Source organism: Streptomyces sp. NPDC004658, assembly GCF_040609555.1.
GTDB lineage: Bacteria > Actinomycetota > Actinomycetes > Streptomycetales > Streptomycetaceae > Streptomyces.
In genome coordinates, this window is record NZ_JBEXKG010000176.1 from 1 (window position 1) to 14,514 (window position 14,514).

Annotated in this window: 14 protein-coding genes and 1 pseudogene; 7 read left to right on the top strand and 8 right to left on the bottom strand. The window is 74.4% G+C overall.

Translation table 11 applies throughout. The features are described 5' to 3' along the window. Together ABZV94_RS35225 and ABZV94_RS35230 are read left to right on the top strand one after the other, a co-directional pair. Positions 1-272, top strand: a pseudogene (locus ABZV94_RS35225) (hypothetical protein); the annotation flags it as partial. A gap of 245 nt (positions 273-517) precedes the next feature. Then, positions 518-1,291 carry a class I SAM-dependent methyltransferase gene (locus ABZV94_RS35230; RefSeq protein ID WP_356347884.1) on the top strand — a complete coding sequence of 258 codons (774 nt, stop codon included), beginning with the start codon at positions 518-520 and terminating at the stop codon, positions 1,289-1,291. Here the strand turns inward: ABZV94_RS35230 and ABZV94_RS35235 are convergent. The 6 genes from ABZV94_RS35235 to ABZV94_RS35260 form a co-directional block, all read right to left on the bottom strand. Then, positions 1,261-2,004, bottom strand: a complete 744-nt coding sequence (locus tag ABZV94_RS35235; RefSeq protein WP_356347886.1) for a GntR family transcriptional regulator — start codon at positions 2,002-2,004, stop codon at positions 1,261-1,263. The genes ABZV94_RS35230 and ABZV94_RS35235 overlap by 31 nt on opposite strands. A 151-nt stretch (positions 2,005-2,155) precedes the next feature. Continuing rightward, positions 2,156-3,355, bottom strand: a complete 1,200-nt coding sequence (locus ABZV94_RS35240) for a serine hydrolase domain-containing protein (protein ID WP_356347912.1) — start codon at positions 3,353-3,355, stop codon at positions 2,156-2,158. Positions 3,356-3,475: 120 nt separating this feature from the next. Then, positions 3,476-4,444: an acetylxylan esterase gene (locus ABZV94_RS35245; RefSeq protein ID WP_356347888.1), complete on the bottom strand. Its 969-nt coding sequence runs from the start codon at positions 4,442-4,444 to the stop codon at positions 3,476-3,478. A gap of 224 nt (positions 4,445-4,668) precedes the next feature. Continuing rightward, on the bottom strand, positions 4,669-5,253 hold the full coding sequence (locus tag ABZV94_RS35250; protein ID WP_356347891.1) for a DUF3592 domain-containing protein: 585 nt from the start codon (positions 5,251-5,253) through the stop codon (positions 4,669-4,671). Between the two features lie 441 nt (positions 5,254-5,694). Continuing rightward, positions 5,695-6,450, bottom strand: a complete 756-nt coding sequence (locus tag ABZV94_RS35255; protein ID WP_356347893.1) for a ferredoxin reductase — start codon at positions 6,448-6,450, stop codon at positions 5,695-5,697. Next, positions 6,443-7,048 (bottom strand): sulfite oxidase-like oxidoreductase, encoded by a 606-nt coding sequence (locus ABZV94_RS35260; protein WP_356347895.1) that lies wholly within the window; start codon positions 7,046-7,048, stop codon positions 6,443-6,445. The genes ABZV94_RS35255 and ABZV94_RS35260 overlap by 8 nt, the downstream gene beginning before the upstream one ends. A gap of 268 nt (positions 7,049-7,316) precedes the next feature. Here ABZV94_RS35260 and ABZV94_RS35265 point away from each other — a divergent pair, with 268 nt between their 5' ends. Continuing rightward, a complete protein-coding gene (locus ABZV94_RS35265) occupies positions 7,317-8,075 on the top strand; it encodes a GNAT family N-acetyltransferase (protein WP_356347898.1) in 759 nt (252 codons plus the stop codon). A gap of 34 nt (positions 8,076-8,109) precedes the next feature. Here ABZV94_RS35265 and ABZV94_RS35270 read toward each other — a convergent pair whose 3' ends face one another. After that, entirely contained in the window at positions 8,110-8,508 is a 399-nt protein-coding gene (locus tag ABZV94_RS35270; RefSeq protein WP_356347915.1) for a MarR family winged helix-turn-helix transcriptional regulator, read from the bottom strand. A 126-nt stretch (positions 8,509-8,634) separates the two neighbouring features. On the opposite strand from ABZV94_RS35270, the gene ABZV94_RS35275 reads away from it, so the two are divergent. After that, a complete protein-coding gene (locus tag ABZV94_RS35275; RefSeq protein ID WP_356347900.1) occupies positions 8,635-9,696 on the top strand; it encodes a hypothetical protein in 1,062 nt (353 codons plus the stop codon). 206 nt (positions 9,697-9,902) lie between these two features. Continuing rightward, positions 9,903-10,733, top strand: coding sequence for a putative protein N(5)-glutamine methyltransferase (locus ABZV94_RS35280; RefSeq protein WP_356347902.1), 831 nt, complete (start codon positions 9,903-9,905; stop codon positions 10,731-10,733). Here ABZV94_RS35280 and ABZV94_RS35285 read toward each other — a convergent pair. After that, the gene (locus ABZV94_RS35285; protein WP_356347905.1) at positions 10,705-12,783 is read right to left on the bottom strand and encodes a SpoIIE family protein phosphatase; all 2,079 of its coding nucleotides are present in this window, start codon (positions 12,781-12,783) and stop codon (positions 10,705-10,707) included. The genes ABZV94_RS35280 and ABZV94_RS35285 overlap by 29 nt on opposite strands. A 336-nt stretch (positions 12,784-13,119) precedes the next feature. Between ABZV94_RS35285 and ABZV94_RS35290 the strand changes: the two genes are divergently transcribed. Both ABZV94_RS35290 and ABZV94_RS35295 read left to right on the top strand, forming a co-directional pair. Then, positions 13,120-14,001 carry a hypothetical protein gene (locus tag ABZV94_RS35290; protein ID WP_356347907.1) on the top strand — a complete coding sequence of 294 codons (882 nt, stop codon included), beginning with the start codon at positions 13,120-13,122 and terminating at the stop codon, positions 13,999-14,001. 94 nt (positions 14,002-14,095) lie between these two features. Continuing rightward, the gene (locus ABZV94_RS35295) at positions 14,096-14,470 is read left to right on the top strand and encodes a hypothetical protein (protein WP_356347910.1); all 375 of its coding nucleotides are present in this window, start codon (positions 14,096-14,098) and stop codon (positions 14,468-14,470) included. Positions 14,471-14,514 lie beyond the last annotated feature (44 nt).

Genomic DNA, 14,514 nt, shown 5'->3' on the forward strand with positions numbered 1-14,514 from the left:
CCCTGGTCCGCACCGGTCACGGGCCCCGCTCGTCGGCCGCCCAGCGCCGGAGCGCCGTGACCGGCCGCGGGCCGGTACCGGCGGTACCTCCCCGGGCGGTGGCACCGGCCGCCCCGCCGGTGCGGCACCCCCGCCCGGAGCGCCGGACACCGGTCCGGCGCCGCCCGGTCTCCCGGCCTCCCGTTTCCGTCCCCATGCGCGACCTGTGCCGCCAGGCGGACGGCGTGACCTCAGCGGAGATCGCACGGCTGTGCCACGACGCCTTCGGCTGAGCGCGGCACGGCGGTCGGCCGTCCCCGAGACGCGGACGTCCGGCGCGCGGGACGCCGGAGCCCCGCGACCGCCCGCGGGCTGCCGGTACCCGCGGCACCGCCCTCCCGAGCGCCGGACACCGGTACGACGCCCCCGCTCGGCCTCCCGCTTGCGGCGGCCGGCCGGCACGCGGGGGTTCCCGGGGCGGGAACCGGCCGTCGCCGTGGACGTCCGTGCCGTGGCGCCGCCGTCATAGGCTGACGCCATGTTCGGTCCCGAAGGCCCCACGCTGCGCGAGCTGGCCGTGCAGGCGCTGTCGTCCGTCGAGCACGGCTACGACCTGCTCGCGCCGAAGTTCGACCGCACGCCGTTCCGGACGCCCGACGTCGTGCTGGACTCCGTGGCGAAGGCGCTCACCCCGCTCGGCCCCTTCAGGGACGGACTCGACCTGTGCTGCGGCACCGGCGCCGGAACGCAGCTGCTGACCGGACTGTGTCGCCGCAGCGTCACCGGGGTCGACTTCAGCGCGGGCATGCTGGACGTCGCCCGCCGGCGGGTACCGGCCGCCGGCGGGCCGGGAGTCGCCTGGGTGCGCGGCGACGCCCGGGCCCTGCCGTTCACGGCCGCCTTCGACCTCGTCGTCTCCTTCGGGGCGTTCGGTCACTTCCTGCCCCGCGAGCTTCCCGGGCTCTTCGCCCAGGTCCGCTCGGTGCTGCGGCCCGGCGGCCGCTTCGCCTTCCCGGTGTTCGCGCCGCCCCGCCCGGCACAGCCCGGCTTCTGGACGCTGCTCGGCTTCGACGCGGTGATGCGGGTACGCAACGCGCTGTGGCGGCCGCCGTTCGTCATGTACTACCGGACCTTCCGGCTGAGCACCGTGCTGGGTGAGCTGGAGCGCGCGGGCCTGACGGCCGGGCTGGGCGTCCTGCCCGGGTTCGGCAGGCGGGCCGACGGCAGTCCGCGCGCCCGGCTGGTGGTGGCCCGGCGCGCCGACGCGGCCCCTCTCGGCGGTCAGCCCGCGGCGGGCAGGGTGAACTCGTAGACCAGGGCGTCCCGTTCGGCGTTCACCACCAGGTCGGTGATCTCCAGCGGGCGCGCGTACTGGTCGTGCACGCGCCGGGTCACCCGCACCGAGGAGGCGGCGCCGACCTGGGTGATGGCGTCCCGGTGGTGCAGGGTCAGGCCCGCCTTGCGCATCCAGTCGTAGGCCCGTCGCAACTGCGCGGGCGTGGCCCCGTCGGCCCGGTCCCGGTAGCGGGCCAGCTCCGCCACCTCCGCCAGTGCCACCGTGGAGAAGGACGTCACCGCCGTGCGCAGCGACCGGCCGTCCGGCGTCACCGACCGGTAGCGGTGCACCAGCGTCGGCCGGTGCAGGGCCAGGCCCAGTGCCCGCGCGTGCTCCGGCGGCGGCTCCTCCCAGGTCACCGTCGCCCGGTCGAGCGCGTACGGGTCCGCCGGCCGCGCGCCCACCGGGAAGGTGAGCGATTCCCCCGTCTCGACGGGCCGGCCGGGCAGCGTCGCGTGGCTGCCCCGCCGGTCGGTGGCGACCGCGCCGCTGCGGCGCAGCACCTCCAGCGCCTGGCGGACGGTCTCCCGGCTGACCCCGTAGTGCGCGGCCAAGTGCCGTTCGCCCGGAAGCCGTTCGCCGGGCGGGATGGTGCCGGCGCGCAGTTCGTCGAGCAGCAGCGCCGCGATCCGCCCGTACAGGGGCCGGTCGTCGCTGGACGGGGGATCGTGCGGGGTGGTGCGGGCCATGCCGCGCCTCCTGTCGGTGACAAAAGGTAGCCGTGCGGGTTCGGTGCGCGACCATGACTACCATTGGTCTAAACCACGGCGGAAGAGCGTTCTGCCGGTTCGACCGAAATCCACCCGCGCGGCACGGCGGTCATCCGGTGCCGCTCGCTCCTCACAAGGCGCTGTAGAGGGCGTCGACCAGCGCTGTCTTCCGTGGGTCATCGGCGATGTGCGGCCCCATCCGGTTCATGACGTAGCCCAGCGACACCCCCGCCTCCGGGTCGGCGAGCCCGCAGGAACCGCCGAATCCGTCGTGGCCGAAAGCCCGCGGATTCGGGCCGTACGACCCCTGGGGCCCGCTCAGCCACAGTCCGAGCCCCACCTCGGTCTCCCCCTCGAAGCCCGCGCCGAGCACCAGGTCACGGCAGCGGCCCTGACCTTCGCGCACCCGCTCGGCCGCCTCCGGCGACAGGATCCGCCGGCCGTCGTACGAGCCGCGCCCGGCGAGCACGCCGTACAGCGCCGCGACCGCCCGGGCGGTGCCGTGGCCGTTGGCCGCCGGGATCTCCGCCGCCCGCCACGCGGGGCTGTTCGCCTCCGCCGCCCCGACGAGGGGGTTGGCCAGGGCTGCCAGCGCGGCCGGTGCCAACTGGCTGAAGGCCGCCGCCTGTCCACCGCGCGACGCGGCCGGCGGATGCACCAGTTCCGCCGCCCGGCCGGAGTGCCGCTCCGGCAGGCCCACCGTGAAGTCGAGCCCGAGCGGACCGGTCACCTCCCGTTCCAGGAAGGCCCCCGGCCGCAGTCCCGAGACGCGCCGCACGACCTCCCCGACCAGGAAGCCGTAGGTCAGCGCGTGGTAGCCCGACCGGGTGCCCGGCTCCCACCAGGGCGCCATGGCCGCGAGCCGCGCGGTGGTCAGCTCCCAGTCGTACAACTCCTCCAGGGTGTGCGGCTCACGCAGCCCGGACAGCCCCGCGCGGTGCGACAGCAGGTGCCGTACGAGCACCTTGTCCTTGCCCTCGGCGGCGAACTCCGGCCAGTAGGCGGCCACCGGCGCGTCGAGGTCGAGCAGCCCCCGGTCGGCGAGGATGTGCGCGCACAGGGCCACGGGCCCCTTGGTGGTCGACCAGACGTTCACCACGGTGTCCCGTGCCCAGGGCCGGGTGCGGGCCGCGTCCGCCCAGCCGCCCCAGAGGTCCACCACCGTCTCTCCGGCGACCGTCACCGCCACCGCGGCGCCCAGTTCCCCGCGTGCGCGGAAGTTCTCCGCGAACGCCTCCCGTACCGCTGCGAACCGCGGATCGCAGTACCCGTGGATCCGGGTCTCCGTCTCCGGTGCCTGCCATGGCTCCTGGGCTTCGTGCGCGGACATCGCGGACATGTGGCCTCCGTCGTCGCCGGGAAGCCGGGCCGCGGCGGTGCGGCCCGGGCGCTCCGAACGTACCGACTGGTCGGACCGGAGGAAAGACCGGCGCCGCCGGCACCGGCTTCCTCAGGCGTACGACCTCAGCCAGCGGACCTTCTCCGCCTCCTGGAAGGGGCCGCCGCCTTCGTGGTCGTTGAAGTCGTACACCTCGATCGCCTTGTCCTCGTGCGCCCACGCGTTGAACGCCGCGAACACGGTCGACGGCGGGCAGGTCTGGTCCTCCAGGGCCGCCGAGAACAGCGCCGGCGCCCGGCCCCGGGCGGCGAAGTGCACCCCGTCGAAGTAGGACAGCGTGCGCAGCACGTCCGCCGAACGCCCCCGGTGCGTCTTCAGGAACAGGCCGATCTCCCGGTACGGATGACGGTCCGTCAGGGTGGTCGCGCGCGGGAAGTCGCACAGGAACGGCACGTCCGGGGCGACCGCCACCAGGTCCGGGACCAGGCCGCCGACGGCCAGGGCGATGCCGCCGCCCTGACTGGCGCCGGTCACCGCCGTCCGCGCCGCGTCCGCCAGAGGGTGGGAACGGGCGGCCTCGACGGCGCGCACGGCGTCCGTGAACACTCTGCGGTAGTAGTAGTTCTCCGGGGCGTCGACGCCCCGCGTCATGAACCCGGGGTACGCGGGCGCCGCGCCCACCGGGTCCGGCGTGCCGCCCCCGCCGCCCCAGGCGCTGCCCTGGCCGCGGGTGTCCATCGCGAAGTGGGCCCGGCCCGTCGACGCCCACAGCAGGTTCTCGTGGGGCAGGCCGCGCCCGCCGCCGTAGCCGATGAACTCCACGACCAGCGGCAGCGGTTCCGTGGCCCCGGCCGGAAGGCGCAGCCAGCCCTTCACCGGGTGACCGCCGAACCCGGCGAACGTCACGTCGTACACCTCGACCGTGGCCAGTCCGGTGTCCACCGGCTCGAAGCGCGCGTCCAGTTCGTGCTCGCGGGCCTCCTGGAGCGTCTTGCCCCAGAAGGCGTCGAAGTCGTCCGGCTCCGGGGACTCGCTGCGGTACGCGCGGAGTTCGTCGAGGGGCAGGTCGAACAGGGCCATCAACAACCGCCTTCGTGAAGGGAGACTGCGTCGCCTCACCGTACGTGGGTGATCGGATGACTCGCCAGGGTCGTGGGGGTGCGGCCCGGGTCCCGTCGCCCCTCGCGGGTGTCAGCGCGGCTGGCCCAGAGGCGAGTAAGCGCTTGCTCCGGAACGGGAGAACGCTACGGGAGGCTCTCAGTGATCGGGTGACCGGACGGCCGCGTCCGTCCGGCGGCCGGGTGTCAGGTGCGCGGCTGGGTCCACCGGGGTCCTGTCCGGGCCCACTCCCGCTCCCACTCGGCCAGCCGATGGCGCAGGGCGATCCGGCGCCCGATCGCGTGCCCGAGGAAGACGACGGTCGCCGTACCGCCCGCCGCGCACAGCCCGACGGTGACGGCGTGCTGCCACACCGCCACGTCGTCTGCGGGCGGCGCGACGCTACGGCCCCGGGAGTCGAACCACACCGACACCGGCTCCCCGGGTCGGGTCCCCGCCGGCACCCGGGCCCACGCCGTCCGGACCCCCTTGCCCGGCTCGGTCCAGCGGACCTCGGCGCGGTAGGGCTGCCCGTGGTCGCTCTGCGACGCGGTGAGCCGCTGGGGGGTGTCACCGACCACCACGGCACGGACCTGATGGCGTTCGGCCCGCTGGGCCGCGGCGAGCGCCCGGGCCTGGTCGTGCGCGTGCAGGCCCGCGGCCACCCCGACCAGCGGCGCGACCACGCACATCAGGACGGCGACCACCAGCACCGTCCACGCCTCCACGACGTCCGACCGGCGCCGCAGCGGATTGCGCCGCCAGCGCCAGCCGCGCACCCGGGTACGCATGTCCACCTCCTCGCCACCGCCGGAGCCGGAGGGCGGGAGGAGCCGTCCACCGCCCCCGCCGCTCCCGGACACGAGCGTCCACACCCGTCTCGTACCCCGTTCGGCGCACCTCGCGCATGCCGCGAACCGCGAGTTCCAGCCCATATGGCGCACGGCACACACCATGCGCCCCACGATCGCGCGCGGTGCTCCCCGGCGCGACTCGAGCGCCGCCTCGCCGGGGTGCCCGCCGAACCGCCGGATCCGGGGGGACGGGTCGCCCCCGGGCGGGCACGCCGGGGTCTCGGCCGACGTGCTCCGGGTCCGCTGCTTCATGGGGGCCGGCCGGCGTGCCCTGGATCAGCGGCCCCCGCGGTCCCGGTCGGCCACTCGCCTCCCGGTCGGCCTGCCCGGTGTCGTCGTGCCCGCTCCGCCTCGGGCCGTCCGACCGGTGCCCTCCGGTCAGCCGAAGCGTTCGATCCGGATGCGGTCCACGGGCTGGCCGGCCGCCACCAGCAGGCGCGAGGCGTGTTCGGCGAAACCATTGGACCCGCACACATAGGCCTCCCACCCACCGACGGGCTGTTCGGCCAGGAGCGGCGCCACATGTGCGGCCGTCATACGTCCCACCGGCACCCCGGACGGAGCGCTCCGCGTGAACACCGGCGTCGTCTCCGCGCCCAGCTCGGACGCGTAGATCAGCTCCTCGGGACTGCGCGCCGACACCAGCATCCGCAGCGGGACGTCCAGGCCGCGCGCCCGGTGGTGCCGGATCATCGACATCAGCGGTACGACCCCGGAGCCGGCCCCGACCAACAGCGCGGGCCGGTCGCCCGGCCAGGCGAAGAAGCCGCTGAGCGGGCCCCGCACCTCCACCGTGTCACCGGGCCGGGCCACGGTGTGGAACCAGCCGGAGACCTCGCCGTCCGGCACCCGGTCGAGGGTCAGCTCGATGTGCCCGGAGCCGTCCGGTGCCGAAGCGATCGAATAGTGGCGCTGTGCCGCGTAGCCGTCGGCGGCGGTCAGCCGCAGCAGCAGATGCTGGCCCGGCAGATGCCCCGGCCAGCCCGGCACCGCCAGCCGGAACGTGGCCGCGCGCGGCGTCTCGCGCCGGATCTCCGTCAGGGTGGCCGTCCGCCACACCGAGGCGGCCCCCTCGTTCACGGCGATGCGCCCCGGCACCGCGAACCGCGTCGGGGAAGTCGTCGTCTCAGTCACCGGAGTACCGCTGCTCCTCCCACGGGTTGCCGCGTGCGTGGTAGCCGTTGCGCTCCCAGAAGCCCGGCTCGTCGTGGTCGAGGAGGGTGATGCCCGCGATCCACTTGGCGCTCTTCCAGAAGTACAGGTGAGGGACCACCAGCCGCGCCGGGCCGCCGTGTTCGGGCGGCAGCGGGGCGCCGTCGTACTCCCAGACGATCCAGGCCCGCCCGCCCGTGAGGTCGGCGAGCGGCAGGTTGGCGGTGTAGCCCGTGTGCGAGCGGGCGACGGCATGTGTGGCGGACCCATAGGGGCGCACCACAGCGAAGAAGGCGTCCAGCGAGACGCCGCCGAACCGCACGCCGAACTTCGACCAGCCGGTCACACAGTGGATGTCACCGTCGTACGCCGACGCCGGCAACGCGTGCGCCGCGTCCCAGTCCCAGGTGTGCGGGCGCTCGACGAGGCCGTCGATGCGGAAGGACCAGTCGGTGGGGGCGAGGTCCGGGGTGACCTCGGCGGACAGGACGGGCCAGTCGCCGCGCGCGTCGTACTGCCCGGGCGGCAGCCCCGGGTTGTGGACGCGCGGGCGACCCGTGAAGCCTCGCGTGACGTTCATGGTTCAACCGTACGGGGTCGGCCGGGATGCTCCGGCCTGCGGCCGACGGCTCCGGTACCGGCTGCCGCAGGGGACCGCGTCGCCTGTCATCGCGGCTCATCGCTTGTCATTGCAGCCGTATGAACTCTGTCCGGGGCCGGGAATACCCGCCCGGCGCCGCTCCTTGGCGCCCAGTGCCGGCTCCGGTGCGCCGGTGAGAGCACGAGAGAAGTGAGGAAACGAGGATGCCCCAGGCCCATGTCTCCAGGACCGTGACCGAGGTGGCCGGATGAGCGCCGTGAGCAGCCAGGGCGTCCCCGGTCCGGCCACCGCCGTCCCGCACGTCCTCGACAACCCGGCGCTCGCCTCCCTGACCGGCCCGCACGCCCACTTCGCTGAGCGGCGCGGCCGGGTGCTGCGCTATCCGGTCGACGTCTCCCCCTGGCTGGCCCTGCCCGACGAGCCGGACGCGCGCGACTGGGCGGACCTCGCCGCGCTGGCCGGGCCCGGCGCCGAGGTCCCGCTGCCCGGCTTCCGCGGGGAGCTCCCGGAGGGCTGGGAGATCACCTTCCGGGTCGACGGCGTGCAGTTCGTGGACGACGGCCTCGCCGCGGCGCCCGACCCGGAGGCGGTGCGCCTCGGTCCGGCGGACGTACCCGAGATGCTGGACCTGGTGGCGCGGACCCAGCCGGGGCCGTTCCTTCCGCGGACCGTGCAGCTCGGCACCTACCTGGGCATCCGCCGTGACGGTGCGCTGGTCGCCATGGCGGGGGAGCGGCTGCATCCGCCGGGGTGGACCGAGATCAGCGCGGTGTGCACCGACCCCGCGTTCCGCGGGGAGGGCCTGGCCACCCGCCTGATCCTCGCGGTCGCGCACGGCATCCGGGAGCGCGGGGAGACGCCGTTCCTGCACACGAGTGCCGAGAACACGAACGCCATCCGGCTGTACGAGTCCCTCGGCTTCCGGTTGCGCCGCCGTACGGCGTTCCTCGCGGCGCGGGCTCCGCAGCGGCCGGCCGAGGACCGAGCGGCGGTACCGGTGCCGTGACCCGGCGCCACTGCCCCGCGGCCCGGCCGCCGTCTCAGTCCGAGCCGGCTTCGGCCGGGCCCGCGTTGTACCGCTCCAGGTAGGCCGCGAAGCGCACCAGGTCCTCCTCCGGCCAGTTCGCGAGCCGTTCCCGGAACGCGGCCCGGCGGCTGCGGGTGACCTGGGCCAGGATCTCCTGGCCGGCCTCCGTCAGGTGCAGCACCTGGACCCGGTGGTCCTCCGGGTCCAGCCGGCGCTCGATCAGCCCGGCCCGCTCCAGCGCGGCCACCTGGCGGCTCACCGTGGACTTGTCCAGGGCGTAGTGGGCCGCCAGGTCGGTCGCCCGACAGCCGCCGCGCTCCTCCAGGTGGCCGAGCAGGGTGTACGACACCAGGGACAGCTCGGGGTGCATGCGGCCCGCCGAGGCACGGGCCCGGCGGGCGAAGATGGTCATCTCGCGCTGGATCGTCTCGACGGCCGACTCCGCTGCGCTCACGGGAATACCTCCTCCGGCGTTGTAGTTGTATAGTACAACTTGAACTGAAAGTTGTATAAGCCAACCTTTGGAGGGTCGCCCGCGATGAGGTCACCGGCACTGCGCCATGTGCTCACGCACCTGATCACCCCGCTGCTGATGTGCATCGGCATGGGGCTCGCGTACATGGGGGCGTTCGTCACCCCGGAGCCGCACCACCTGCCGGTCGCCGTCGTCGGCACCACCCCGAAGGCGAAGGTCTTCGCGCAGACGGTCAAGGACACCGCGGGGGACAAGCTCGACGTCCGCACGGTCGCCACCCGGGCCGACGCCGTCCACCTGCTCACGTCCCGCGATGTGACCGGCGCCTACGTGCCGAGCGCCAGGGCGCCCGAGCTGCTGGTGGCGACCGCCGCGTCCGACACGGGGGCCACGGCCGTGGAGAAGGTCTTCACACCGGTCGCCGCCCGGGAGGGCGTCCCGCTGAAGGTCACCGACGTGGCCGCCCCGGTCGCCGACGACCCCACCGGCCAGGGCCTGTTCTTCCTGCTCGTCGCGGTCAGCATCGGCTCGTACGCCTCGGTCGCCGCGCTCGGCGCCGCGGGTGCCGCCCTCGCGATGCGGGTCCGGGCGCTGCTCGCGCTCGGCGTCGCCGCCGTGGTCGGCGGCATCGGCGCGCTGCTCGCCGGGCCGGTGTTCCACCTCGCCCACCACGACCTCGCCGGCCTGTGGGGCATGGCCTCGCTGTACTCGGCGGGCATCCTCCTCATCGGCGTCGGTCTGCACACGTTCCTGAAGCGGTGGACCACGCTCACCATGATGGTGCTGTTCGTGATGCTCAACTTCACCAGCTCCGGCGGCCTGTTCCGGCCCGAGCTGCAGAACGGCTTCTTCGGCGCCCTGCACGCCTTCTGGAACGGCGCCGGCCTCGTCGAGGGCGCCCGCAGCCTGCTCTACTTCGACGGCGACGGCCTCGCCCGCACCGTGTGGACCCTGGTGGCCTGGCTGCTGGCCGGTGTCCTGGTGACCGCGGTGGCGGCCCTGTACGAGCGCACCCGCGCCGCCCGCCGCGAAGCCGCCGGTCCCGAGGCGGCCCCCGCCGCGTCCGAGCCCCGCGAGGCCGAGGATGAGGTCGAGGAAGAGGTCGAGGAGACGGTCGGCGTCTGAACCCGGCGTCCCCGGGGGCCCGTCGGGGGCGGTGGGGTAAGGTGGCCGTCCGGCCGCGGACGTCCGCGGCTTCGACGACGAGGAGGTGAGACCCATTACCGCTGTGTCGGCCAGGGTGCTCTCTCCTCGCGACCGCGCGGTACGCCGGTACCGGTGACCGCGGGAGCGCCCTGAAGCTTCGCGCTCCCGAAAGGCTCCCGGCTTCCATGCCCACTCCCGTACCGTTCTCCCCGACCGCCGTCGTCTCCGCGTTGCGCGCCGCCGGGTGCGTCTTCGCCGAGGACGAGGCCGAGTTGATCCTCGCCACCGCCCGCACTCCCGAGGAGGCGGCCGGCATGGTGGACCGGCGCGCCGCCGGCCTCCCGCTCGAACAGGTCCTCGGCTGGGCCGGGTTCCACGGGCTGCGCGTCACCCTGGAGCCAGGGGTGTTCGTGCCGCGCCGCCGTACCGAGTTCCTGGTCGACCAGGCGCTGGCCGCCGCGCCGGACGCGGCCGTCGTCGTGGACCTGTGCTGCGGTTCCGGTGCGCTCGGCGCGGCCCTCGCCGCAGCCCTGGACGGTGCGGAGGTGCACGCCGCCGACATCGACCCGGCCGCCGTGCGCTGTGCCCGCCGCAACCTGGCGCCCTTCGGCGGCCGGGCGTATCAGGGCGACCTGTACGACGCCCTGCCCGCCGGACTGCGCGGCCGGGTGGATGTCCTGACCGCCAACGTGCCCTACGTGCCCACCGCCGAGGTGCCCCTGCTGCCGGCCGAGGCCCGCGAGCACGAGCCGCTGGTCGCGCTGGACGGCGGAGCGGACGGGCTCGAAGTGCTGCGCCGGGTGGCCGCCGGGGCCCCCGCGTGGCTCGCCCCCGGCGGCTGCCTGCTCACCGAGACCAGCGAACGCCAGGCGGCGGCCGCCGTACGGGTCTTCGAGACCGCCGGCCTGACGACCCGTCTGGCGGTGAACGAGGACCTGTACGCGCACGTGGTGATCGGCGTACGGCCCTCGGCGGAAGGGTCCGGCCCTACGGCAGCTCCTGCGCCCGGGCGATGAGCAGGGCCACGTCGTCGTGGTTGTCCGGGTGGTGCAGCGTGCGCAGCAGGAGGTCGCAGGCCTCCTCCAGCGGGCGGGCCGGGTCGTCGAGCAGGGACAGCAGGGAGGCCAGGCGCTCGTCCAGCGAGTGCCGGCGGGTCTCCACCAGTCCGTCGGTGTAGAACACCAGCTCGTCGCCGGGCTCGAAGTCGACCGTGACGGTGGAGAAGCCGACCCCGCCCACCCCCAGCGGCACCCCGGTGGGCAGGTCGAGCAGTTCCGCCGGGTGGCCGGGCCGTACCCGGGCCGGCGGCAGATGGCCGGCGTTGGCGATCCGGCACTGCCGCAGGTGCGGGTCGTGGACGGCGTACACGCAGGTAGCGATCGAGTGGTTCAGGGCCGAGGTCGTCTTGTCCAGGTGCTCCAGCAGCCGGGCCGGGTCGAGGTCGAGGGCGGCCAGGGTCGTCGTCGCGGTGCGCAGCCGGCCCATCGTCGCGGCGGCGCTGATGCCGCTGCCCATCACGTCGCCGACGACGAGCGCGGTCTTGCCCCCCTCCAGCGGGATCACGTCGAACCAGTCCCCGCCGACCTCGCTGGTGGCACCCGCCGGCTGGTAGCGGGAGGCCACCTCCAGGCCCGTGGTGACCGGCGGATGGGTGGGCAGCAGGCTGCGTTGCAGGGTCAGCGCGGTGTTGCGGGCGTTCTGGTACCAGCGCGCGTTGTCGATCTGCACGGCCGCGCGGGAGGCCAGCTCGCGCGCCAGCAGGAGGTCGTCCTCGTCGAAGGGCGCCGGGTTGCGGGTGCGTTTGAGGTCGAGCGCGCCCAGCACCTCGCCCCGCGCGATCAGCGGCACCGCGAGATACGAGTGCAGGCCGGCCCGGCCCAGCAGCACGGCCGCCTCGGGGGAGCGGGCGATGCGGGGCAGGTCCTCGTCCTTCACCTGCGGCACCAGGACCGCCTCGCCGGTGCGCACGCATTCGGTGACCAGGCGATCGGGCGCGTACCGGGCGATCTGGCCGGGCGGGTCGGCCGCCAGCACCGCCTCCGAGCCCTCCGCCGGACGGACCGCGAGGGCCCGGATCACCGCCGCCTGCGCGGGACCCAGGGTGCTGGGCCGGCCCTCGACCACCGCCTCCAGCAGATCCACGGCCGCCACGTCCGCCAGTTCCGGCACGGCGACGTCGGCCAGCTCGCAGGCGGTGCGCTCCAGTTCCAGCGTCGTACCGATCCGGGCGGAGGCGTCCGCGATGACCGCGAGCCGGCGCCGCGCGGCCTCCCGCTCCACCGAGGCCCGGTGCTGCTCGGTGATGTCGGTCATCGAGACCGCCACCCCGAGCACGTTGCCCATGGCGTCCTCCAGCCGGTACAGCGAGTGCGCCCAGGTGTGGTCGGTGTCCGGGTCGGCGGGGGTGCGGCCGACGAGCGTGGCGTCGATCACCGGCACCCCCGTCTCCAGCACCCGCCGGGCGGCGGCCTCCAGGGACTCGGTGTCCAGCAGCGGCAGCACCTCGCGCAGCGTCCGGCCCACGTGCCCGGCCGCCGGCACCCCGTTCATCTTCTCCAGGGCCGGGTTGACCGAGGCGAACCGCAACTCGGTGTCCAGGACGGCGTAGCCGATCGGTGACTGCATCACCATCCGCTCGGACAGCGCCACGTCCTGCTCCAGCCGCCGTACGGTCGACTGGTCGGCCGCGAGCCCGAGCGCGTACACGTCCCCCTGGTCGTCCAGCAGCCGCATGTTGCGGAACTCCACCAGACGGGTGCTGCCGTCCTTGTGCCGGACCGGGAAGCCGCCGGCCCAGCTCTGCCCGGTGCGCATCACGTCGGCGAAGAGCTTGCCGACCAGCTGGATGTGCCGTTCGTGCACCATCAGGCGGGCGGCGTACTGGCCGAGGGCCTCCTGCGCGGTGTAGCCGAACAGCTCCTCCGCCTGCGGGCTCCACAGGACGATGCGCCCGTCGGTGTCCAGCACGACCGACGCCACGCCGAGGACGTCGAGCAGACCGCCCGGGGGCACCGGCCCACGCGCCGGTTCGCCGCTCTCCGACGCCGGAGCCTCGGGTGCACTCATGCCACGCACCGCCTTCGCCCGTTCGCACGGCACGCCGTCCCCCGTGCCGACTCCCCTTGTTCTACCGCGCTCACACCCGACTCTCCGACGCCTTCGCCGCCTACCTCCACCATCCCTCACCACGGCGCGGCCGTCCGCCGAAGCGGTCACGCCGGCGGTGGGCGCGATGCGGGACCTCCTGCCGAGACCGTACAGCGCGGTCCCGCGGGCCGTGAGAGTTCACGCTCATGTTGCTCTCTTGGTCTGTACATGACTACGACGCCACGCCAGACTGTCCGCCGACCGAGTGTCCCCGCCCGCTCGCCCGGGTCCCCCATCCCGTCAGAGGAGTCGGCCATGCCCGCGTCCGCCCGGCAACGTTGTCACGCCCTTCTCGCCGGACTCGTCACCCTCGCCACCGCCGCCGTCGTGTCGCTCGCCGCCCCCGCGCCCGCCCACGCGGCCGACACCTGGACCGAGACCGGCTCCGACCGCGCCGACCCGCTGACCGAGAGCCAGGGCCTGACCTCGGTGGAGGTCCCGGCGAACAGCCCCAACCGCTACACCGGCATCGGCACCATCCCCCTCGGCGTCTCCAGCCGCGGCTGGAACCACGTGGGCGACCCCGACGCCTCCTACGACGGCCACTACGTCGAGCCCTACCAGCGGGACTCGGGCGACTCCAAGATGTTCCGGGTGCAGTCGCCCGGCGGCGCCTGGTCGGAGTACGTCCACACGCTCGGACCGGGCGAGGCGCTGAACAACTCCTGGGTCGCGATCTCGCCCGACGGGCAGTGGATGCTGTCCGGCGAGTGGGGCACGATGACCCGGCTCCTCGTCTTCCCGACCCCGGGCGTCAACCCGGCCACCTCCCCCTCGGCGAACCTCCCGCAGGCCTCCGCCGTCCGGCTGGACCACGCCGTGCGCGACGTCCAGGGCTGCGACTTCTCCGGGCCGACCACCCTGCTGTGCTCCTCCGACGACCCGGAGGGCAGCCTGTTCGGCGTCACCAAGCCGCTCCTCCAGATCGACCTGTCGGCCCCGCCGAACGGCACCTCGGACGTCTCCGGCCATGTCGCGGCGCTGCGCCAACTGCCGCTGCGCAGCTCCTGCTCGGGCACCTTCGAGGCGGAGGGCATCGACTACGACCGCCGCAGCGGCATCCTGCGCGTGATCGTCGTCTCGCCCGGCTTCTGCGTGCTGACGGACAGCAAGACGTACAAGTTCTCCCGCGGCTGAGGTGTGCCCGGCGGCCCGTGGTGCTTTGCTGAGGATGGATGCGGTTCGGCGGGGTACCCCGTTCCACCGCAGCGCGGCCACGAAAGGAGCGATCATGGCAGACACGGAGCGGTCGCATCCGGAAACCGTCTCGGTGGAGATCAGCGGCTATTCCAAGGACGACGCCCGGCTCGTCTTCGAGGCGCTCAGCGCCTGCTTCGCCTCCGACCGGGCTCCGGAAGAGGTACCGCAGCAGCTCCACGAGACCCGTCCGATGGTATGGCTCGGCACCTACGACGTCGCGGACGCCCGCGGCGGGGGCTGCCCGCCGGTCCATCTCGACTCGCCCGTCCAGGCGGACGTGCAGGGCAGCTACTGGGCGGTGGAGCGGTTCCGCCACACCCTGGACTCGATGTTCACCGTGCGGGAGACCTGCACGGCCTCCGGCGACCAGGAGCGGGACCTGCACCTGCGCCTGGAGAGCCGCTGAACGCGCCGTAGCCGGGGCCACGCCCCGGGCGGCTGCCGCCCGCC